General features: G+C 61.7%; 16 protein-coding genes and 2 pseudogenes. 9 read left to right on the top strand and 9 right to left on the bottom strand.

Features of this window, described 5'->3' with window-relative positions; genetic code table 11:
- Positions 1 to 104: 104 nt before the first annotated feature.
- From AC3ITA_RS19725 to AC3ITA_RS19735, 3 genes are read left to right on the top strand one after another with little or no spacing between them, the layout of a single operon-like run.
- Positions 105 to 1,277: an efflux RND transporter periplasmic adaptor subunit gene (locus AC3ITA_RS19725; RefSeq protein ID WP_489278251.1), complete on the top strand. Its 1,173-nt coding sequence runs from the start codon at positions 105 to 107 to the stop codon at positions 1,275 to 1,277.
- The gene (locus tag AC3ITA_RS19730) at positions 1,278 to 3,251 is read left to right on the top strand and encodes a MacB family efflux pump subunit (RefSeq protein ID WP_489278252.1); all 1,974 of its coding nucleotides are present in this window, start codon (positions 1,278 to 1,280) and stop codon (positions 3,249 to 3,251) included.
- Positions 3,252 to 3,258: 7 nt separating this feature from the next.
- Entirely contained in the window at positions 3,259 to 4,653 is a 1,395-nt protein-coding gene (locus tag AC3ITA_RS19735) for an efflux transporter outer membrane subunit (protein WP_489278253.1), read from the top strand.
- Positions 4,654 to 4,783: 130 nt separating this feature from the next.
- Here the strand turns inward: AC3ITA_RS19735 and pvdP are convergent, their stop codons facing one another.
- Positions 4,784 to 6,403, bottom strand: coding sequence for a pyoverdine maturation tyrosinase PvdP (gene pvdP / locus AC3ITA_RS19740; RefSeq protein WP_489278254.1), 1,620 nt, complete (start codon positions 6,401 to 6,403; stop codon positions 4,784 to 4,786).
- A 241-nt stretch (positions 6,404 to 6,644) separates the two neighbouring features.
- On the opposite strand from pvdP, the gene pvdM reads away from it, so the two are divergent.
- The 5 genes from pvdM (at position 6,645) to AC3ITA_RS19765 (ending at position 14,607) form a co-directional block, all read left to right on the top strand.
- Positions 6,645 to 7,994 carry a pyoverdine-tailoring dipeptidase-like protein PvdM gene (pvdM, locus tag AC3ITA_RS19745; protein WP_489278255.1) on the top strand — a complete coding sequence of 450 codons (1,350 nt, stop codon included), beginning with the start codon at positions 6,645 to 6,647 and terminating at the stop codon, positions 7,992 to 7,994.
- A 29-nt stretch (positions 7,995 to 8,023) separates the two neighbouring features.
- Complete coding sequence (pvdN, locus tag AC3ITA_RS19750; protein WP_489278256.1) at positions 8,024 to 9,304, top strand: pyoverdine-tailoring periplasmic protein PvdN; 1,281 nt, start codon at positions 8,024 to 8,026, stop codon at positions 9,302 to 9,304.
- Between the two features lie 16 nt (positions 9,305 to 9,320).
- A complete protein-coding gene (pvdO, locus tag AC3ITA_RS19755) occupies positions 9,321 to 10,193 on the top strand; it encodes a dihydropyoverdine dehydrogenase (protein ID WP_150674019.1) in 873 nt (290 codons plus the stop codon).
- A gap of 220 nt (positions 10,194 to 10,413) precedes the next feature.
- Positions 10,414 to 12,063 (top strand): cyclic peptide export ABC transporter, encoded by a 1,650-nt coding sequence (locus AC3ITA_RS19760; protein WP_489278257.1) that lies wholly within the window; start codon positions 10,414 to 10,416, stop codon positions 12,061 to 12,063.
- Positions 12,064 to 12,189: 126 nt separating this feature from the next.
- Positions 12,190 to 14,607 carry a TonB-dependent siderophore receptor gene (locus AC3ITA_RS19765; protein ID WP_150674021.1) on the top strand — a complete coding sequence of 806 codons (2,418 nt, stop codon included), beginning with the start codon at positions 12,190 to 12,192 and terminating at the stop codon, positions 14,605 to 14,607.
- Positions 14,608 to 14,720: 113 nt separating this feature from the next.
- On the opposite strand, the gene AC3ITA_RS19770 is transcribed toward AC3ITA_RS19765, so the two are convergent.
- The 7 genes and pseudogenes from AC3ITA_RS19770 to relB all read right to left on the bottom strand — a co-directional run bounded on the left by AC3ITA_RS19770 (position 14,721) and on the right by relB (position 18,929).
- Positions 14,721 to 15,236 carry a PaaI family thioesterase gene (locus tag AC3ITA_RS19770; protein ID WP_489278258.1) on the bottom strand — a complete coding sequence of 172 codons (516 nt, stop codon included), beginning with the start codon at positions 15,234 to 15,236 and terminating at the stop codon, positions 14,721 to 14,723.
- 66 nt (positions 15,237 to 15,302) lie between these two features.
- Positions 15,303 to 15,533: pseudogene (locus AC3ITA_RS19775) on the bottom strand (glyoxalase superfamily protein); the annotation flags it as partial.
- 142 nt (positions 15,534 to 15,675) lie between these two features.
- Positions 15,676 to 17,112 (bottom strand): IS1182 family transposase, encoded by a 1,437-nt coding sequence (locus AC3ITA_RS19780; protein WP_489277636.1) that lies wholly within the window; start codon positions 17,110 to 17,112, stop codon positions 15,676 to 15,678.
- A 66-nt stretch (positions 17,113 to 17,178) separates the two neighbouring features.
- Positions 17,179 to 17,520, bottom strand: a pseudogene (locus tag AC3ITA_RS19785) (glyoxalase superfamily protein); the annotation flags it as partial.
- 206 nt (positions 17,521 to 17,726) lie between these two features.
- Positions 17,727 to 18,179, bottom strand: coding sequence for a hypothetical protein (locus AC3ITA_RS19790; RefSeq protein ID WP_150725726.1), 453 nt, complete (start codon positions 18,177 to 18,179; stop codon positions 17,727 to 17,729).
- 122 nt (positions 18,180 to 18,301) lie between these two features.
- Complete coding sequence (locus AC3ITA_RS19795; RefSeq protein WP_150725725.1) at positions 18,302 to 18,757, bottom strand: GNAT family N-acetyltransferase; 456 nt, start codon at positions 18,755 to 18,757, stop codon at positions 18,302 to 18,304.
- Positions 18,729 to 18,929: a type II toxin-antitoxin system RelB family antitoxin gene (gene relB, locus AC3ITA_RS19800; protein WP_150725724.1), complete on the bottom strand. Its 201-nt coding sequence runs from the start codon at positions 18,927 to 18,929 to the stop codon at positions 18,729 to 18,731. Before relB ends, AC3ITA_RS19795 begins: the two co-directional genes overlap by 29 nt.
- Before the next feature lie 536 nt (positions 18,930 to 19,465).
- Between relB and AC3ITA_RS19805 the strand changes: the two genes are divergently transcribed.
- Positions 19,466 to 19,825 (top strand): DUF6124 family protein, encoded by a 360-nt coding sequence (locus AC3ITA_RS19805; protein WP_489278259.1) that lies wholly within the window; start codon positions 19,466 to 19,468, stop codon positions 19,823 to 19,825.
- A gap of 148 nt (positions 19,826 to 19,973) precedes the next feature.
- On the opposite strand, the gene AC3ITA_RS19810 is transcribed toward AC3ITA_RS19805, so the two are convergent.
- Positions 19,974 to 20,939 carry an alpha/beta hydrolase gene (locus AC3ITA_RS19810; RefSeq protein ID WP_489278260.1) on the bottom strand — a complete coding sequence of 322 codons (966 nt, stop codon included), beginning with the start codon at positions 20,937 to 20,939 and terminating at the stop codon, positions 19,974 to 19,976.
- Positions 20,940 to 21,017 lie beyond the last annotated feature (78 nt).

The raw sequence follows: 21,017 nt of genomic DNA on the forward strand, positions 1-21,017 counted from the left end.
TCGCCTAAATTCTGTGCCCGGTTCATCGTTTACAGGACAGCTCCCCGTCTCTGCCCGCCTCCGCCGCTGAACGACGGGCCGATTTTCCCAGGCTGGAACCCCGCATGAAACGTCCCCGACAGACCCGACGCGCCCTGCTTGCAGCACTTTGTCTGATCCCCGTGGTGGCCGTCGCCGCCTGGCCGTTCATCCCGCCGGGCCGCGACGGGCTGGTCACCGTCCAGGTCAGCCGCGCCGACATTGAAAGCAGCGTCACCGCATTGGGCACCCTGCAACCTCGGCGTTATGTCGACGTCGGCGCCCAGGCCTCCGGGCAGATCCAGAAAATCCACGTGGAAGTCGGCGATGTGGTCAAGGAAGGCCAGTTGCTGGTGGAAATCGACCCGTCCACGCAACAGGCCAAACTTGATGCCGGGCGCTTCTCCGTCGAAAATCTCAAGGCGCAGCTGCAGGAACAGCGCGCGCAACACGACCTGGCCCGGCAGAAGTACCAGCGTCAACAGAACCTCGCCGCCGGCGGCGCCACCCGTGAAGAAGACGTGCAAACCGCCCACGCCGAACTGCGCGCCACCCAGGCACGGGTCGCCATGTTCCAGGCGCAGATCCGCCAGGCCGAAGCCAGCCTGCGCAGCGACCAGGCGGAGCTCGGCTACACGCGGATCTATGCGCCGATGGCCGGCACCGTGGTCGCGCTGGATGCCCGGGTCGGCCAGACCCTCAACGCCCAACAGCAGACGCCGCTGATCCTGCGCATCGCCAAACTGTCGCCAATGACCGTGTGGGCCGAGGTCTCGGAGGCCGACATCGGCCACGTCAAACCCGGCATGCACGCCTGGTTCACCACCCTGAGCGGCGGCACCCGGCGCTGGACCAGCACCGTGCGGCAAATCCTGCCTGTCCCGCCCAAGCCGCTGGACCAGACCAGCCAGGGCGGCGGCAGCCCCGCCAGCACCAGCAAAAGCGGGAGTGCCCGCGTGGTGCTGTACACCGTGTTGCTGGACGTCGACAACGCCGACAACGCCTTGATGGCGGAAATGACCACCCAGGTATTTTTCGTCGCCAATCAGGCGCAGAACGTACTCACCGCGCCCATCGCAGCCCTGCAGGCCGGCCCGCAGACAGACCGGCAGACCGCGCAAGTGGTCGCCAGCAACGGCAGCATCGAGCAGCGCAACGTGCGCACCGGCATCAGTGACCGCCTGCGGGTACAAATCCTCGACGGCCTGCAGGAGGGCGATCACCTGTTGATCGGCCCGGACGACGGGAGTGGCGGCTGAATGCACACGCCCCTGATCGACCTTTCGGACATCCGCAAAGCCTACGGCGGTGGCGACGCGCCTGAAGTCCACGTGCTGCGCGGCATCGACCTGTCGATCCATGCCGGGGAATTCGTGGCAATCGTCGGCGCTTCCGGCTCCGGCAAGTCGACGCTGATGAACATCCTCGGCTGCCTCGACCGCCCGACCTCGGGCGAATACCGCTTCGCCGGGGAAAACGTCGCGGCGCTGGACAGTGACGAACTGGCCTGGCTGCGCCGTGAAGCCTTCGGTTTTGTGTTCCAGGGCTACCACTTGATTCCCTCCGGTTCGGCCCAGGAAAACGTCGAGATGCCGGCCATCTACGCAGGCCTGCCGGCCGCCGAACGCCACGCCCGCGCCGCCGCCCTGCTCGAGCGCCTCGGCCTGGCTTCGCGCACCGGCAACCGCCCCCATCAACTCTCCGGCGGGCAGCAGCAACGGGTGTCGATTGCCCGCGCGTTGATGAACGGCGGCCACATCATCCTGGCCGACGAACCCACCGGTGCCCTCGACAGCCACAGCGGCGCCGAGGTCATGACCTTGCTCGACGAGCTGGCGAGCCAGGGCCACGTGGTGATCCTCATCACCCACGACCGCGAAGTAGCGGCCCGGGCCAAACGCATCATCGAGATCCGCGACGGCGAGATCATCAGCGACAGCGCCCGGGACAATCCTGCCGCGCAACACTCGGCCAACCCCGGCGCCCTGCAAGCCGTCGATTTACGCAGGCGCCTGAGCGAAGGCGCAGAAGCCACTGGCGCCTGGAAAGGCGAACTGGTCGATGCCGTGCACGCGGCGTGGCGAGTGATGTGGATCAACAAGTTCCGCACCGCCCTGACCCTGCTCGGCATCATCATCGGCGTCGCCTCGGTGGTGGTGATGCTGGCCGTCGGCGAAGGCAGCAAACGCCAGGTGATGGCGCAGATGGGCGCGTTCGGCTCCAACATCATTTACCTCAGCGGCTCGGCGCCCAACCCGCGTACGCCCATGGGCATCGTCACCCTCGATGAAGTCGCGGCGATTGCCAGCTTGCCCCAGGTGAAACGAATCATGCCGGTCAACGGCCAGGAGGCCGGGGTGCGTTTCGGCAACCTCGACCACATGAGCTACGTCGGCGGCAACGACACCAACTTCCCGGCGATTTTCAACTGGCCGGTGGTCGAAGGCAGTTACTTTACCCACGCCGACGAACAGAACGCCGCGGCGGTCGCGGTGATCGGGCACAAGGTGCGGACCAAACTGCTCAAGGACGTGGCCAACCCGATCGGCCAGTACATCCTGATCGAAAACGTCCCCTTCCAGGTGGTCGGCGTGCTCGCGGAAAAAGGCGCCAGCTCCGGCGACTCCGACAGCGACGACCGCATCGCCATCCCCTACTCCGCCGCCAGCGTGCGCCTGTTCGGCACCCACAACCCCGAGTACATCGCCATCGCCGCCGCCGACGCGCGCAAGGTCAAGGAAACCGAAAAAGCCATCGAGCAACTGATGCTGCGCCTGCACGACGGCAAGCACGATTTCGAACTGACCAACAACGCGGCGATGATCCAGGCCGAGGCGCGCACACAAAACACCCTGTCGCTGATGCTCGGTTCGATTGCGGCGATTTCGCTGCTGGTGGGCGGAATCGGCGTGATGAACATCATGCTCATGACCGTGCGCGAGCGGACTCGCGAGATCGGTATCCGCATGGCCACCGGTGCCCGCCAGCGCGACATCCTGCGTCAGTTCCTCACTGAAGCGGTGATGCTCTCGGTGGTGGGCGGCCTCACCGGGATCGCCCTGGCGCTGATCGTCGGTGGCGTGCTGATTTTCAGCGAAGTCGCTGTCGCGTTCTCCCTGATAGCGGTGCTGGGTGCCTTCGGCTGCGCCCTGGTCACCGGTGTCGTTTTCGGCTACATGCCGGCCCGCAAGGCTGCCCGACTCGACCCGGTCACGGCCCTTACCAGTGAATGATCGATTGATGAAGCCGCCACTCAGCCTGTTAACTTTGTGCCTGCTGCTCAGCGCCTGTGGCAGCCCGGCCCAGCGCCCGGACAGCGGCATCCAGCCGCCCGCCGCCTGGCAATCGCCGCACACCGCAGGCACTGTCCATGACAACCAGCAATGGTGGAACCGCTTCGGCAGCCCGCAACTGGGGCGCCTGATCGAACAGGCACGGCTTGGCAGCTACGACCTGGCCGCAGCCATCGCGAGAGTACGCCAGGCCCAGGCCGACACGGTGATTGCCGGCGGCTCGCAATTGCCCGAGGTCAAGGCCGGGGTCAACGCCAATCGCCAGAAACTGCTGCGCGGCAGCGGCTACAGTCAGCTCGATGCCGACAGCGATAACGATGCCGTCGACTACTTCACGGCGAACCTGACGGCCAGCTACGAAATTGATTTCTGGGGCGGCCAACGGGCCAGTCGCGACAGTGCGCAATTCAGTCTGCAAGCCAGCGAGTTCGATCAGGCCACAGTGGAATTGACGTTGCTCAGTGGTGTGGCCAACGGCTACGCGCAAGCCTTGTCGTTGCAGGAGCAGAGCCGCATCGCCGAGTTGAATCTGGCCAATGCCCAAAACGTGTTGAAACTGGTGCAGACCCGTTTCGATTCGGGCTCGGCCACGGCCCTGGAACTGGCGCAGCAAAAAAGCCTGGTGGCCGCGCAGCAACGCCAGCTGCCGCTGGTGCAGCAACAGGCCGAGGATGCACGGATCAGCCTCGCTGTCCTGCTCGGTCGCCCGGTTCAGGCGCTGTCACTGGGTCAGGAGCGATTCGATCAACTGACCTGGCCCGACATCGAGGCCGGGGTACCCAGCCAGTTGCTCAGCCGCCGTCCGGACATTGCCCGGGCCGAGGCGCAACTGGCCGCCGCCCAGGCCGACGTCACCGTCGCCCGGGCTGCGATGCTGCCGACCGTGACCCTCACCGCCGAAATCGGCTCCGGCGCCGACCGGGCCGACGACATTCTGCGCAGCCCCTTCTACAACCTCACCGCCGGGCTGCTCGCGCCGGTGTTCAACAACGGCCGCCTCGGCGCCCAGCGCGACAAGGCCGCGGCACGCCAGGAGGAACTGCTGGAGACCTATCGCGGCGCGATCATCAACGGCTTCGCCGACGTCGAAAAGGCCCTCAACAGCATTCGCGGACTGGATGAACAGCGCGGGTGGCAGAGCGAAGAGCTGAGCCAGGCACAGACCGCGTTCAACATCGCGCAAAGCCGCTATCAGGCCGGGGCCGAGGATTTGCTGACGGTGCTGGAAACCCAGCGCACGCTGTATGCGGCGCAGGATTTGAACGTGCAACTGCGGTTGTCGCGGATGCAGGCGAGTATTGCGCTATACAAGGCGTTGGGTGGCGGGTGGCAGGTTTTGTAATCTTTGTCGTCAGTGAGTACGCCTTCGCGAGCAGGCTCGCTCCTACATGATTTGTGTCGTGCCCGAACCATGCGGAAAACACTAAACCTTGTAGGAGCGAGCCTGCTCGCGATTGAACGATAACGCGGTATCAAGCCTGGCTCTGTTTAGCCTTCAAATGCCGCGCATACCACGGCCGCTGCGGCACTTTGCGGAACAGCCCCGCCAGTTTCTTCTCGTCTTCGCCAAAGGTAATGCGCAGCGCCAGTTTCATGGTTTCCGGGTCCATTTCCACCGACTTGCCCGCCTGCAACCCCGGCGTGGTGCTGCAACCATGGGTGCTCGGGCCGAGCCACGGGTCATCGATCTCGACCCAGCGCCCTGGCGCGAACCATTGCACGCCGTTGACCTGCAGCCGACTGACCTGCCCCGGATGAAAGCGCTCGTGAGCGCGGAACCAGTCTTCCAGGCGATCGTCGATCCAGCCGTGGAAATGCCAGAACACCGGGCTCACATGGGAAGAAAACGGGTCGCCGAGAAAATCGTTTTCCGCTGCAAACCAGCGTGCGGAAAAGTCCGCCGGATCCCGGGCGAATGGCACCGGCTGACCGTTGGACGGATCACGCGGCACCGAAGCCCAGCGCATGTGCAGCCAGTCGTGCAGGCCCAGTTCGACCTCCGAGCCGAACTGACCGAGGGTCAACGTCGATAGGTAACGCGGATCGCGGTAGCGCGATTCCCAGACCTGGAAATTGCTGTGATAGGTCTCGCCAGTCTTGATGTCGCTGACCCATTGCGTGTACTCGTCATCTTCCTCGGCCAGCCAGGTCGGCGGCAAAGCGGTGCCGTCGTGGTTGTCGAAGTAACGTGCAAAGCCGAGCCTGTCCCGCGCCAGCTCCGGCTGCGGCAACGGGAAGTGCGTCCAGGACGGCAGGTCCTGCATCGAGCGCGCGGTGCCGAGCATGTGCCGGTGCATGAAGAAAAAGTCCACGCCCGAACCGTTGCGATCCTTGCGTTCACCTCGGGCGTCACGCTCCTTGTCTCGCGGTCCGGGTTGCCAGCCGAGCCCGCGCAAGGCGCCGCGCTGGTCTTCGGACAGCTTGTGCCACTTGTCCCGGGAGGCATGCCAAAGCTGGTGGAACAACCGGTGTTCCGGGGATACCAGCCAGGCCAGCAGGGTCGGATTGAGGCCGGCGCGCTCCCGGGCTTCAGGGAATTCCCGTTTGACGGCAATGAAGCGATTGTCCTGCGCGGTGAGCATCAGTGGCCGATTCAGGTCCAGCACCCGTCCACTGAGGCTGCCGCTGCCGGCGTTGCCGAAACCGGCCCACACCTCGTCCAGGGTCATGTCGAACTCGTAATCGCAACAGCCGCTGGCCCCCAGCAGTCGCCAGGCCAGCTGCTTCGGGTTGGCCCCGGACAGATCGCCGAGCACCCGGTAGCGAGGCTCTTGGGTGGAGCGCAAACGCTCGGCGGTGTCGAGATAACCACTGACACCGCGCCCCTTGTGGCCGATGTCGATGAACACTTCCAGGCCTTCGAGGGGCAAGCCTTCGATGCCGGCGTCACGACCTTCGAAACGAATCTGCCAGACCCCGCGCAAGGTATCCGCCAAACGTTGGCCGGCGACATCCGCCACCTCGAACGAGGCTTCGCCGGGGGTGATGGTCGGGTCCGGCCTGGTCAGTTCGCGATGCCCGTAATACACCGCCGGCACGGCGGCACCGGTCAGCGCCAGACCCGCGAGGAACCATCGTCGAGAAATCGTCATTGCCCTACCTGTGTCAGCCATGAAGCAGGCTTTATCCAAGCTAGAACGTTTGTTGCCCGCATAAATTTAAAAAGCATCGCGAGCAGGGCTCGCTCCTACAGGAGACCGCATTCCCCTGTGAGCGAGCTTGCTCGCGATGAGGCCATCAGCCGCGCTAAATTTTCCGGCCAGCCACTCGTTCCCCCCAGATAGCAAAGGCCCCTGCGCCTGATCCGGGGCGGCGAACCTGACTGAGACGACAATGACAAAACCACGTTCGAAAAAGGCTCTTTTCATCGGCCTGCCGCTGGCCCTGGCGATCAGCGCAGGAACGGGCTTCGCGGCCTGGGACTACGGGTTCAGGGACAACCCAGGCTACCCGGTCAAGGTGATGAAACAGGCCGATCAGTTGCAGGAACGCATTCTCTCGTTCGACAGCCACATCACCGTGCCCATGGACTTCGGCACCGCCGGCAATGAAGTCGACAAGGACGGCGAAGGCCAGTTCGACCTGATCAAGACCGGGCGCGGGCGCCTGTCCGGTGCGGCGCTGACGATTTTCGGCTGGCCGGAAATCTGGAACGGCCCCAACGCCCCCCATCGCCCTACCGCCGGCTTCGTCGACGAGGCCCGCCATGAGCAGGAAACCCGCTACAAGATCATCAGCGCGATGGTGCGTGACTTCCCCAATCAAGTAGCCATCGCCTACACCCCCGACGACTTCCGCCGCCTGCATGGCGAAGGCAAATTCGCGGTGTTCATCAGCATGCTCAACGCCTATCCGCTGGGCAATGACCTCAACGCCCTGGACAAGTGGGCCGCGCGCGGCATGCGCATGTTCGGCTTCAGCTACGTGGGCAACAACGCCTGGGCCGATTCGTCACGGCCGCTGCCGTTTTTTAATGATTCGCGGGACGCCTTGGGTGGGCTGTCGGACATCGGCAAGCAAGCGGTACATCGCCTCAACGACCTGGGCGTGATCATCGATGTGTCGCAGATGTCGACCAAGGCCCTGGAGCAAGTCGCGCAACTGAGCCGCACGCCGATGGTCGCCTCCCACTCGGCACCACGCGCGCTGGTGGACATCCCGCGCAACCTCAGCGACCCGGAAATGCAGCTGATCAAGAACAGCGGCGGCGTGGTGCAGATCGTCGGTTTCCCGACCTATATCCGCCCGCTGAGCCAGGCCACCCAGGACAAGCTCAACGCCCTGCGCGCCCGCTTCGACCTGCAACCGCTGCAAGGCCTGGAGATGGCGCTGATGCCCGGCGATCCGGTGATCACTGTCTGGCCCGAGCAGCGCTTCGGCGAGTACGCCAGCCAGCTCTATTCGATCCTCGACGAAGAACCCAAGGCCACTCTCAAGGATTACGGCGATGCGATCGACTATGCCGTGAAGAAAATCGGCATCGACCACGTCGGCATCAGTTCCGACTTCAACGACGGCGGCGGCCTCGACGGCTGGAAGGACGTCAGCGAGGCCCGCAACGTGACCGCCGAACTGATCAGCCGCGGCTACAGCGAGGCCGACATCGCCAAGCTCTGGGGCGGCAACTTCCTGCGGGTCTGGGACCAGGTGCAGAAGTCCTCCCGGCCTGTCGTTCAAAACTGATTTCTCCTTTGCCAAAGCGAACCGAATCCATGACCAACCGTCGTTCATTCCTCAAGCAGGCCGGCATCCTCGCGGCCGGCATCCCCCTGGTCTCCGCCGTGAGTCTGCCGGCACAGGCCGCCAGCCCCGCGCCACTGCCCAAGGACAAATGGGATCAACTGCGTCAGTTGTTCACCCAGGATCCGAACTACCTGCACTTCGCCAACTTCCTGGTGACCTCGCACCCGCTGCCTGTGCGTGAAGCCATCGAAATGCACCGCGCCAATCTGGATCGCAACCCGGGCCTGGCCATGGACTGGCATCGCGGCGAAACCGAACGCCGCGAAGAAGAGGTGCGCGTGTGGGCCGGTCGCTATCTGAAAGCCAAGCCGTCGCAGATCGCCCTGACCGGCAGCACTACCGAAGGCCTGGCGATGATCTACGCCGGCATCCACGTGCGCCCGGATCAGGAGATCCTCACCAGCGAACACGAGCACTACGCCGCCAACAGCGTGTTCGAATACCGCACCCAGAAGGACGGCACCCAGGTTCGCAAGATCAAATTGTTCGAAGACCCGTACAAGGTTTCGACCGCCGAAGTGCTGGCCGCGATTGAACGCAACATCCGCCCCGAAACCCGCGTGCTGGGCATGACCTGGGTGCATTCCGGCAGCGGCGTGAAGCTGCCCATCGGCGAGATCGGCAAACTGGTGGAAGAGAAAAACCGTGGCCGCGCCGACAAGGACCGCATCCTCTACGTGATCGATGGCGTACACGGCTTCGGCGTGGAGAACGTCGACTTCCCGGACATGCACTGCGACTTCTTCATTGCCGGCACCCACAAATGGATGTTCGGCCCACGGGGTACCGGGATCATCTGCGCCCGCTCCGACGAGCTCAAGGACGTGACCCCGACCATCCCGACCTTCTCCGAAGCGACCCAGTTCTCCACCGTGATGACCTACGGTGGCTACCACTCGTTCGAACACCGCTGGGCGCTGAACGAAGCTTTCAAATTGCACCTGGAGCTGGGCAAGGCCGAGGTGGCGACGCGCATTCACGCCATCAACAGCTACCTGAAAAAACACTTGCAAGCACACCCGTCGGTGGAACTGGTCACACCGTTGTCGCCGGAGTATTCCGCCGGCTTCACCTTCTTCCGCATCAAGAACCGAGACTGCGAGGAAGTCGCCAATTACCTGATGGATCAGCGTGTGGTGTGTGATGCCGTGGACCGTGATGTCGGGCCGATCATTCGAGTGTCGCCGGGGCTGCTCAATACTGAAGCGCATATCGACCGCCTGATGGAACTGCTGGCCAACCAGGTCTGACCGAGCGAGAGACATTATGAAAAGCACCCTGAAAAAACTCGGCGCCCTGACGCTGTTGGCCGTGCTCGGCAGCGCCTTGCCCGGCCTCGCCCAGGCCTACACCGCGCCGTTGCCCGGCAAGGTCTTCAAGGATTGCCGTAACTGCCCGGAAATGGTCGTGTTGCCCGCCGGCACCTTCACCATGGGCACCCCGGACGACGAGGTCGGCCGCGAGCCTGATGAAGGCCCGATGCATGAGGTGACATTCGACAAACCCTTCGCCATGAGCCGCTACCAGATCACTGCCGGCGAATGGGCCCAATACATGAAGGAAACCGGGATCACCCTGCCCGATGGCGACACCCGCCCCGGCCGGGCATGCACCAATGGCAAACCGAGTTACCCCCAGGACCCGCGCCAGCCGGCGGTGTGCATGAACTTCGCCGAAGTCAGCGCCTACGTCGCCTGGCTGTCGATGAAAACCGGCCAGCATTACCACATCGTCAGCGAGGCCCAGCGCGAGTACGCAGCCCGTGCCGGGTCAACGGGAGCGTTCCCCTTCCCGTTCGACCCCGGCACCGAGTACAGCATCGCCACCCATGCCAACACCTACGGCCCCACCGATGGCTACAGTTACTCCTCACCGGTGGGCAGCTTTCCGGCGAATGCCTTCGGCATGTACGACATGCATGGCAACGTCTACGAGTGGATCGCCGACTGCTACCACCCGGACTACGTCGGCGCGCCCACCGATGGCAGCGCCTGGACCGAACCGAACTGCGACACCCTGCGCATCCGTGGCAACGACTGGGGCGAAGCGCCAGTGTTTTCCCGCTCGGGCAACCGCAATGACATCGACCCGCAAACCCGTGGCGACTGGATCGGGTTCCGTGTCGTGCGCACTCTCTAGCTTCCCCATCCTGTGGGAGCGAGCCTGCTCGCGAAAGCGGTCTGCCTGTCGCAGTAGAAGTTGACTGATAGTCCGCCTTCGCGAGCAGGCTCGCTCCCACACTGATTTGTACCCTGTCAGCGGACCGAGCCCCCGCCACCCGTCTCCCACCCTTTAAATTAAGCCCTCCATCAGACGTTCTACTGGGTATCTGCCTCAAGACCCAAGGAACCCTCTGCTCATGACCCAGCCAACGCGCGGTGCAATTCATGAATTGTTCACCCTCCTCAAACCGTTCCGGCTCGTCGTCAGTCTGTCGATCCTTTTGGGCATGTTGGGTGGCCTGAGCGTGACGGCGCTGTTGGCCACCATCAACAACGCGCTGCACTCGCCGAATGGCCTGACCCAAGGCGTGGTCGCGCTGTTCGGCGGCCTGTGCCTGCTGGCCCTGGGCAGTTCGATCTGCTCGGACATCGGCACCAACTACGTCGGCCAGCACATCATTGCCAGGCTGCGCAAAACCCTTGGGGAAAAGGTGCTTTCAGCGCCCATCGAGCAGATCGAGCGCTACCGCGGCCACCGGCTGATCCCGGTGCTGACCCACGATGTCGACACCATCAGCGACTTCGCCTTCGCCTTCGCGCCGCTGGCGATTTCCCTGACCGTGACCCTCGGCTGCATGGGCTACCTGGCGATGTTGTCGTGGCCGATGTTCCTGATGATGGTGCTGGCGATTGCCATCGGCACCGGCATCCAGTTCTACGCCCAGGGCAAGGGCATCCAGGGTTTCATGGCCGCCCGCGATGCCGAGGACGATCTGCAAAAGCACTACAACGCCATTGCCGGCGGCGCCAAGGAGTTGCGCATCCACCGCCCGCGCCGCCAGCGCATGTTCGTCAAGGGCATCCAGGGCACCGCCGATTTCATCTGTAACACACAGGTGCGTTCGATCAACACCTTCGTGATCGCCAAGACCCTGGGCTCGATGCTGTTCTTCGTGGTGATCGGCCTGGCGCTGGCCCTGCAATCGTTCTGGCCCAGTGCCGACCAAGCGGTGATGAGCGGTTTCGTGCTGGTGCTGCTGTACATGAAAGGCCCGATCGAGCACCTGGTCAGCACCTTGCCGATCGTCAGCCGGGCGCGCATTGCCTTTCGCCGCATCGCCGAACTGTCCAGCCAGTTTTCCTCCCCCGAGCCGCACCTGCTGCTCAACCACAAAGGCACCTCGCCGACGGTGGTCAACCGCTTGCAACTGGACAACGTCAGCTACGCCTTCCCCGCCGCGCCCGGCAGCGACGCGTTTCGCCTGGGCCCGGTGAACCTGACCATCGAGCAAGGCGACATCGTTTTCATCGTCGGCGAAAACGGCTGCGGCAAGACCACCCTGATCAAGTTGCTGCTGGGCCTCTACGCGCCGCAACAGGGATCGATCCTGCTCAACGGCCAAGGCATCGATGCGCACAATCGCGACGACTACCGCCAATTGTTCACCACGATTTTTGCCGACTACTACCTGTTCGATGACGTGGTCCAGGGCGACCAGCACATTCCCGAAGATGCCAACCAATACCTGCAGCGGCTGGAGATCGCGCACAAGGTCAGCGTCAGGGACGGCAGCTTCACCACCACCGACCTGTCCACCGGCCAGCGCAAGCGCCTGGCGCTGGTCAATGCCTGGCTGGAAGAGCGCCCGGTGCTGGTGTTCGACGAATGGGCCGCCGACCAGGACCCGACCTTCCGCCGCATCTTCTACACCGAGCTGCTGCCGGACCTCAAACGCCTGGGCAAGACCATCATCGTGATCTCCCACGACGACCGCTATTTCGACATGGCCGATCAACTGGTGCGCATGGAATCGGGCCGGGTCGTCACCGAGCGCACAACCGCTTGAGTGCCATTGCCGCACGCAAATCATTGTTTTTTGAAGTTTGTTTTCCGGTTTAGCCAAAGTGGTCCGTCTAATAATAATTATCATTAACTAAAAAACTGCACACACCATTCTGGAGCGATTCGAGCAATGCAAAGCCTTACTCTGTCCCGCGCACCCTTGGCGTTAGCCATCGAACGGCAAAAGAAATTCCGAACGCTCGTGCCGGGTGCGCTGCTGACCCTGTTGCTGCTGGGTACGTCCCAGGTCGAGGCAGCCCCGGTGAACGTCAATGTGCCGGCTCAGTCGCTGGCCAGCGCATTGCGCCAACTGGGCCAGCAGACCAACCTGCAGATTCTCTACAGCCAGGACATGGTCAACGGCATCAAGTCCACGGCGGTGTCCGGCAACATGGAACCGGAACAGGCACTGAAAACCTTGCTGCTGGGGAGCGGCATCAATTTTCAGTTGAATGGCAACACCGTGTCGCTGGTGCCATCGGCCGGTGACTCCAGTGCACTGCAACTGGGTGCGACTTCCATCACCGGCGTGGCGCTGGGGCCGACCACCGAAGGCACGCACTCCTACACCAGCGATGAAGTGACCATCGGCAAAGGCAACATCAAGCTCAAGGACATCCCGCAGTCGGTGTCCGTCGTCACGCGCCAGCGCATGGACGACCAGAACCTCAACAGCCTGCAGGACGCCATGCGCCAGGTCACCGGTGTGACCATCAAGACCTACAACTCCGGCTCCAGCCTCAACGACGTCTACATGCGTGGCTTCCTCGTCGATCAGGTGCAGGTCGACGGCGTCTCGCAGCCCACCGGCCAGGGCGACATGGCCACCAGTTTCGACCTGGCGATGTACGACCGCATCGAAGTACTGCGCGGCCCGTCGGGCCTGTACCAGGGCGCGGGTGAACCCGGCGGTACGATCAACGTGGTGCGCAAGCGCGCCCTGAGCAAATTCGCCCTCGGTGGCGAACTGGCCGCCGGCTCTTACGATCGCTACCGTTCTTCGGTGGACGTCACCGGCCCGCTGAACGAACAGGGCACCGTGCGCGGTCGTTTCATCACCGCCTACGAGAACAACCAGTCCTTCGTCGACTACGCGCAGAACGAACGCCCGATGGTCTACGGTCGCCTGGAATTCGACCTCGACCCGGCCACCACCCTGTCGGTCGGTGGCGCCTACCAGAAGAACAACTCCACCCCGGCCTTCGGCCTGCCGGCCTACGCCGACGGCTCATTGCTCGACGTACCGCGCTCGACCTTCGTCGACGCCAAGTGGAACACCCTCAACGAAAAAGTCTGGGAATCCTTCGCCGAACTCGACCACGAACTGGACAACGGCGGTCAGTTCAAGACCACCCTGACCTACCGCGATGCCGAAACCCCGGAGCGTAACTTCACCTGGGCCGACGGCGCAGTCGACCCGGCCACCGGTGACAGCTGGGCCGTGGCCTACGACTACTACACCCACATCAAGACCGTCGGCGTCGACAGCTTCGTCACCACGCCGTTCGAATTCGCCGATCGTCGGCACGAGTTCACCGTGGGCGCCGAATACCAGCATCTGGACAAGGACTTCACCTACGGCGGCGGCGAGTACTTCCCGATCAACGTGTTCGATCCGGGCAGCATCGACATTCCCCGCAACGACTATGCGCACGTCAACGGCAACTGGTCCAAGTCCGATCAGTACGGCGTCTACACCCGCGCCAAGTTCAACGTCACCGACTGGCTCGATGTCATCGGCGGCAGCCGTGTCACCTGGTACGAAAGCGACGCGAAGAACGCCAACGCCTTCTTCAACAACTTCGGCGAAGCCCACACCAGCATCAACCGCAAGGTCGTGCCGTACGGCGCCATCATCGGCAAGATCACCCCTGAACTGTCGACCTACTTCAGCTACACCGGCGTATTCAAGCCGCAGAGCGAAATCGGCACGAACGGCGAGCCGGTCGGCCCACGCGAAGGCAAGCAGTATGAAATCGGCCTCAAGCGCGAGTTCTACGACGGCCGCCTGAACGCCAGCGTTGCAGCCTTTCGCATCTACGATGAAAACCGCGCCGAATACGACAACACCTCCGGTGCCTACATGACCGAAGGCAAGGCCCGCAGCCAGGGTTGGGAAACCGAGTTGAGCGGCAACCTGACCGACAACTGGAGCATCGTCACCGGTTACGCCTTCACCTCCACCAAGTTCCTGGACGGCGATCAGGCCAACAAAGGCAAGACCTTCAGCACCATCACGCCCAAGCACAACTACAACCTGTGGACCAAGTACGAGTTCACCGACGGTGCGCTCAAGGACTTTAGCGTCGGCGGTGGCGTGCGTGTAGTCAGCGACACCTACTACCAGCGTGATGTGAAGTTCAAACAAGGCGGCTATGCCGTGACCTCGGCGCAGGTGGGCTACAAGTTCAACGAACACCTGTCGTCGACACTGACCGCCAACAACCTGTTCGACCGCAAGTACTACGACCGCGTCGATGCCTCCTGGGGCACCAACTTCTACGGCGACCCGCGCACCCTGACCCTGAGCCTGCGCGCGCAGTACTGATGGCCGGCTGACTCCACTTGTAGGAGCGAGCATGCTCGCGATGGTCGTTAACGATAACGCGTGTTTACTGGTTAAACGCAGCGCTCTTGAGTCCATCGCGAGCGAGCTCGCTCCTACAGTAGTGAGCCGGTTCCGTTTTCTGCTTGCGCAGCGGCCCTGAGTTGCTCGGTATCGACGCGGACAAACGTGGAGTCCCCGACAGCGGTCAGGACATCCCCGGCGAAGATCTCGCAGATGACCCGGCTTTTGCGCCCGACCTCGCCCTCGACTCTTGCACGCAGTGTCAGGGGGACACCCATCGGGGTGGGCTTGATGTACTTGATGCCCAGGTTACCGGTGACGCAGGTGATGTGGGGCAAGCTGCCCACCTCGCGTTGCTCTGCCCGGTAGTGATAAGCCATCGCCGCCCAGTTGGAGTGGCAATCGACCAGCATCGCGATCAAACCGCCGTAAACCAGACCCGGCCAGCCGCAGTACTTGTCTTCCGGCAAATGCTCGGCCATGACATGCACCCCGTCTTCATGCCAGAAGCTCTTGATGTGCAGCCCGTGCGGGTTCTGGCTTCCGCAGCCATAACAAACGCCTTCGGGCGCGGCGATGTCTTGAAGCGAGGTGTGCTGCGTGGTCATACCGTGTCCATCCTTAATACCGGGTGGTTGAAAGCGGACCGGGTCACTCCGGTCCGCAGCGCCTGATCAATATTGGCAGAAGCGAATCCGGTTGCCGAACGGATCGTAGACTTGCAGCTCTTTGCCCCAGCCCTGCTGAACAATATCAGGGCGTCCGTAGCCGTAGCGCTTGCCCTGCAATTCATCCCTGAGCAGTTCGATATTTTTCATCGGCACAAATACCGTCGAGCCTGGGCTGGCATCGCCGTGATGTTCGGAAAGGTGCCAGGCTGTGTGAAAACGCGCTAAATACGTCGGAAACTGAGAGTCGCGAGGGTTGCCTTTGGAATCAGCCGGCGGAAGCGCGAATTACCTTAGTCAGCTACATAGATGTTCGTAATGCCGTTTGTGCCGCGTCAGCGGCCCAAACGGCCACTAACGGGCGAGCAAACGGTTGGATTCACGCCCTGATCGCCTCAAGCAGTCCTGCGATGCCGAAGATGCTCATCATTCGCTTGAGGTTGTAGGCGAGCACATGAAGACTCATCTCAGTGCTCACCCTCGGCAGGGTCTTGGTCAGGAAGTGGGTACTTCCCATCCAGTACTTGAGCGTTCCAAACGGATGTTCAACGGTCTGTCGCCGAACCCTCATCATCGCCGGATCATGTTCTAGCCGAGCCTGCATCGCGTCGACTACAGCTTCATGTTCCCAGCGTTTCACACGGCGTTCCTTGCCCGTAGTGCACTGCTTGTGCATTGCGCAGGACTGGCAGCCCGAGAAGTAATAACAATGCAATAACATGCCGTCTTCCATCGACGAATGCCGCCTGGTCAGTAACTGCCCCGCAGGGCATCGATACTCGTCCGATGCAGCAACGTAGATGAAGTCCTGCTTACCAAATCGGCCTTCGGCTTTGCTGCCAGATGTCAGGGGTTTCGGTACGAAGGTGGTGATGTCCGCCTGTTCGCAGGCAAGGATTTCCAGCCCTTTGTAATAGCCTCGGTCGGCGACCACCGTCAGCGACTCAGCGCCGATCTCTTCACGCGCCTGGTTCGCCATATTGCTGAGTTGACCACGATCATTACCAACGTTGGTCACCTCATGGGCAATGATCAAATGGTGCTTGTCGTCGACGGCTGTTTGTACGTTGTAGCCAACCGTTCCGGTGCCTCGTCCGCTCGTGGCCATTGAGCGTGCATCTGGATCGGTAAGGGAGATCTGCTGGTCTGGGCTTTCGTGAAGCTGCGCCTCGATGTCCTTGAGTTTTTGCATCTGCTTTTTCAGCGTTTCTATCTTTTCTTTCAGCCGTTCTGCTTTGGCCTCGGCCACTTCGGGCGTTGCCCGATCCGCCGAATCCATTGCCGCCAGATATCGATCGATGCTCTGCTCGATCTGCTGCATGCGTGCCTTCACTTTTCCCTGAGTGAAGTTACGGTCGCGGTTGTTCACAGCTTTGAATTTGCTGCCGTCGATGGCGATGATCGACTGGGAGAAGAGATTGAGGTTGCGGCAAAGCACTACGAATTGTCGGCAGACGCTGCGAATGGCTTTGCCGTTGTCTTTGCGAAAGTCGGCGATGGTTTTGAAATCTGGAGCCAGTCGACCCGTCAGCCACATCAACTCGACGTTGCGCTCGGCCTCACGCTCCAGCCGGCGGCTGGACTGAATCCGATTGAGATAGCCGTAGATATAGATCTTCAGCAAGATCGCTGGATGGTAGGCCGGACGCCCCGTTGCAGCAGGATCGACGCCCTCAAAACCAAGTGCACCCAGGTCGAGTTCATCAACGAAAACGTCGACCACTCGCACTGGATTTTCTTCGGCAACGTAATCGTCCAGGCACTCCGGCAGCAACGTGACTTGCGTCCGAGCCTCACCTTCAATGAAACGCTTCATGATCGTCCCCGCCACGATCTAGACGATCAGAAGATTAGACAATCGCAGGCGTTTTCACACAGCCTGGTGCAGTTGCAGACCGTCGCGACTGATGCCCAGGTACAGCGGCAGATCAGCCTCGAAACGGTGCTCGAACTCGACGCTGAACCCCAGGAAATCCAGATAGAACTCGCGCGCCTTGGCTTCGTCGAACATCCGCAGGATTGGAATGGGTTTGTCGAAAGTCGCAGCAGGCGTGGACGGGGTGTTTGCCTGGGCAAGCATCGCTGACGCGGTGTTCCAGTCCTTGTAGCCCAGTTGCTGCGCGACCAGTTCCAGCGCGGTGGAATGGGTCACCACTTGATTGCGTTCCTCCAGCGAGGCGCGCAACTGTTTGGCCATTTGCTTGGCTTGCTCGATTGAAAACATGACTGCTCCTGTAGCCGAGATGCCTTGGTGCTCGCATTGCCAAACCTCGACCGTCAAGAGAGGCGAAAAGGTTTGTAGAAGGAGGAGATGCTTTCACCTTTCCCAACGGGAGCGAGCGGCGGGCAGCATCGGGCCGAGGTCGATGATACATAGCCGATACGGTCTGCGGAAGATGGCCCGGCAGTACCCGGTCCGAGGCCTGAAGACTATTCCTTCAGACGTGAAAGTTGCTGAAGCACAAATGCCCCGACGGTGACCGCGCAGGCTGCCCATGCGCAGGCCACCTGCCAATGCCTGAATGGACCGAACGTGTCGCCCATCAGGAAACCGCTCGAAAGCATAAACAGAAACAACGCAATGGCTACCAGCACGACGCGTGGAATCGCCATCAACCACCGCCACCAGGCACCGCGTTCAAAGCGCCGCGAGCCCCATCGAGTCAACCCTGTCAGCCCCGCCAGCAACGGTGCGGCAATTACCAGCAGGATCGGAATGATAACGAGCGCCAGCGTTGGTTCCACTTCGCCGCCGTCCTCGCCGGGCGTGTAGAAACTTTCCATCCAGATGTCCTTGCACAGGGCGAAGGTGAGAAAAATGACGGCGACAGGGGCGATGGGGAATATCAGGCAACTGAGGAGGTTTTTTTTATGATCCATCATTGAATCGTCCTTGGTTTTTTCAGAACGCCGTTGGGATTGATACCGCCAATTAACGGGCAGCTTTTTCGTATTTCGCAGTGTTTTTCCTCTGGCAAGGCACTTGATCGGTGATTTCGTATGGGCTATTTGCCCTTCACCAATGACTTCATATGCGTCGCATGTTCATCGTGTATCGGTTCAAACCCGCTGCGCAGGTAAAAGGCAGCGCCCTCGGGGGTGTCCGTGGACAGTCGCACAACGCGGAAATGCTCAGACGCCAGTTCCAGTAGCTGCCGCACCAGCGCTTTACCCACATTCCGGCCCCTTGATGCAGGGGCGACGTACACCCGCCGTAATCTTCCTACGCCCGATTCGGAAAATGGATCGGATGAGAGACCTCCAACGGCTATCAGCCTCCCGTTGCGAAACACCCCCAATAGGCACTCACCCTGCTGATCGAATCGATTGGCGCCGCTTTCCCATTCCGAAATCAACCGGGTGAGGAACCTGAAGCCTTCTGCAACAGCCTGCGCTTCCAGCTCGCGGATTTGCGGTGCGAGCCCGGAGATTTTACATATCACCCATTCGTCCATTGACATTGCGCTTTGACTCGATGAGGGCTCGAATATCTTCCATCATCCGATCATGTGGGACATTCGGGCGCGGGTCGTCTATCGAAGCTTGCACCTTGGCGCGGAACCAACGGTCATGGTTCCCGACCTGCTCTTCGGTCTCAAGCCCTGAAACGATGGGGGAAAAGTCGACGCTCATAATGGCCTCCAGAGCCGCTGTCGTCATTGGCAATGATGAATGTCATTGGGTTAGCCGACCATTGCATTGCGTCAGATCGTAAGGGCTGTACTTCCGAGGGCCAACCGCAAATTTTCGTAGGACTCTTCCTGCCGGCTCCGAGGAATTCAACGCTCTCTGACAAGGCATGACAGCAGGTTAAAAACCACTCAACAGCGCCTGTTTAAGCGGCCTACAGGTTACTTCGTGAAAGCCACAACGCCTTGCGCCGTTGCCTACAGGTACGCCAGAATCCGCCGGCTTGTGCGCCTTGGGGGTCGTCGGTAACTTGATTCCGTCACTGATTTCCAGTGATCGGGTTTAGTAGCCCGATGAGGTTGAACGGTTGCACAAGTTTCATCCAGTCGGACATTCGTCTGCACTTGATGGTGGCTGTGTGCATGGCGCCCTCGGGCGCGCCGGTTCGCTTCCTCACCGGTCTACTAACTTGCGCACAGCCGCCACCCTTTCGTTTAGTAGCGAGATGGTTGTGGGCTCACTACTAGAGGAAGATTTTTATGTTCAAGGTAACTCCAAATCCGCCGGACACCGACCCGGCCTCGCCGTACGAAAGCCCCGACTCCAAACAATTCCACGAAGCCGCCGAGCGCGCGCTCAATCACTACCTCAACCCGGGCGCCAACATCATGGCCACCCCGCGCACACCCAGCACCATGTTCATCGTGAACCCCGAACTCAGTACCGAAACCCTGCTGGTGCATGCCTGCGAATCGCTGGCGTCGGCCAATGTCATGGCCAACGATCTGGTGGATCATCTGGAGGGGACGAGTCGCCATGCGCTGTTGGGGATTGCGCAGGTGATCATGCTGGGGGAACTGGCGGTGAATCGGGCGCTGGATCGGCTTGATCCACCTTAATTATCCGATTCAGCGCAAAACGAACTGTAGGAGCGAGCCTGCTCGCGATGGCGGTGTGTCAGACACATTGAAGTTGAATGTGCTGCCGCCATCGCGAGCAGGCTCGCTCCTACAAGGGGTACGGTGTCGCTGATCACTACGCTATGCGTCAGGCCAAACTCTCGCCGATCTGCGCCGCCAGTTGCACCAGCATCCCCGGCACTTCCTGGACCATCTCGCCCATGCGCGCAAAGTCGTGGATCATGCCGGCTTTTACCTCCAGCACCACGGGTTGCCCCGCCGCGCGCAGTTTCTCGGCCCAGGCCAGGCCTTCATCGAGCAACGGATCGTACTCGGCCAGCCACAGCACCGTCGGCGCCAGCCCTTGCACGCACTCGGCGTACAGCGGCGAAAAACGCCAGTCGGCACGATCCGCTTCACTGCGTTGGTACTGCTGGTAGAACCACTCCAGCGTGGTGGCTTCCAGCAGGTAGCCTTCGGCGAATCGCTCAAGGGACGGGCGTTTTTTTACCGCGTCGATCACCGGGTACAGCAACACTTGCAGGCGCGGTACCAGCGGCCAGCCCAATGGGGCCTGGGCGATGGCGATGCACAGCGAAGCCACCAGGCTGCCGCCGACGCTGTCCCCGGCCAGCGCAATGCGCCTGGCGTCCAGCCCCAACGCCTTGGCTCCGGTAACGGCCAGCCAGCGCGTCACGTCTTCGGCATCGTTGTAAGCGGTGGGAAACCGGTGTTCTGGCGCCAACCGATAATCGGCCGACAACACGGCAAACTCCCCCGCCAGCGCCAGGCGCCGGCACAGGGTGTCGTGGGAATCGAGGCTACCGACCACGTAGCCGCCGCCATGGAAGTACAACAACACCGGGCGCGGTTCGCTGTCCGGTTGCGGTTTGGCGTACAGCCGCGCGTTGAGCACATGCCCGTCCCGCGCAGGAATGCTCACCGCCGTCACCGTCAACGCGCCCGCTGGCGCCGCATCGAGCAACTGCGAAGTCTGTTCGAACTGCTGCCGCGCTTCGCCGGGGCTCAGCTCATGCATCGGTTGGCTTTTGCCGCTGAGGCGGCCGAACTCGGCCAATTCCAGAAAACCTTCGATGTCCGGGTGCAGTGCCATGGGCGGTAGTCTCCAAAAATAAAAAGCTCGCCCAATAAACGAACAGTGAGTTCCGTTCATTAGGGCGAGCCTGTTTTT

The organism is Pseudomonas sp. GL_090 (assembly GCF_057837765.1).

Excerpts from the sequence above, each read along its gene's own strand:
- AC3ITA_RS19735 (WP_489278253.1), top strand. The coding sequence starts at position 3,259 with ATGAAGCCGCCACTCAGCCTGTTAACTTTGTGCCTGCTGCTCAGCGCC.
- pvdM (WP_489278255.1), top strand. The coding sequence starts at position 6,645 with ATGACAAAACCACGTTCGAAAAAGGCTCTTTTCATCGGCCTGCCGCTG.
- AC3ITA_RS19725 (WP_489278251.1), top strand. The coding sequence starts at position 105 with ATGAAACGTCCCCGACAGACCCGACGCGCCCTGCTTGCAGCACTTTGT.
- AC3ITA_RS19770 (WP_489278258.1), bottom strand. The coding sequence starts at position 15,236 with ATGACCACGCAGCACACCTCGCTTCAAGACATCGCCGCGCCCGAAGGC.
- AC3ITA_RS19780 (WP_489277636.1), bottom strand. The coding sequence starts at position 17,112 with ATGAAGCGTTTCATTGAAGGTGAGGCTCGGACGCAAGTCACGTTGCTG.
- pvdP (WP_489278254.1), bottom strand. The coding sequence starts at position 6,403 with ATGACGATTTCTCGACGATGGTTCCTCGCGGGTCTGGCGCTGACCGGT.
- pvdO (WP_150674019.1), top strand. The coding sequence starts at position 9,321 with ATGAAAAGCACCCTGAAAAAACTCGGCGCCCTGACGCTGTTGGCCGTG.
- AC3ITA_RS19795 (WP_150725725.1), bottom strand. The coding sequence starts at position 18,757 with ATGTCAATGGACGAATGGGTGATATGTAAAATCTCCGGGCTCGCACCG.
- AC3ITA_RS19765 (WP_150674021.1), top strand. The coding sequence starts at position 12,190 with ATGCAAAGCCTTACTCTGTCCCGCGCACCCTTGGCGTTAGCCATCGAA.
- AC3ITA_RS19790 (WP_150725726.1), bottom strand. The coding sequence starts at position 18,179 with ATGATGGATCATAAAAAAAACCTCCTCAGTTGCCTGATATTCCCCATC.
- AC3ITA_RS19810 (WP_489278260.1), bottom strand. The coding sequence starts at position 20,939 with ATGGCACTGCACCCGGACATCGAAGGTTTTCTGGAATTGGCCGAGTTC.
- pvdN (WP_489278256.1), top strand. The coding sequence starts at position 8,024 with ATGACCAACCGTCGTTCATTCCTCAAGCAGGCCGGCATCCTCGCGGCC.
- relB (WP_150725724.1), bottom strand. The coding sequence starts at position 18,929 with ATGAGCGTCGACTTTTCCCCCATCGTTTCAGGGCTTGAGACCGAAGAG.
- AC3ITA_RS19760 (WP_489278257.1), top strand. The coding sequence starts at position 10,414 with ATGACCCAGCCAACGCGCGGTGCAATTCATGAATTGTTCACCCTCCTC.
- AC3ITA_RS19805 (WP_489278259.1), top strand. The coding sequence starts at position 19,466 with ATGTTCAAGGTAACTCCAAATCCGCCGGACACCGACCCGGCCTCGCCG.
- AC3ITA_RS19730 (WP_489278252.1), top strand. The coding sequence starts at position 1,278 with ATGCACACGCCCCTGATCGACCTTTCGGACATCCGCAAAGCCTACGGC.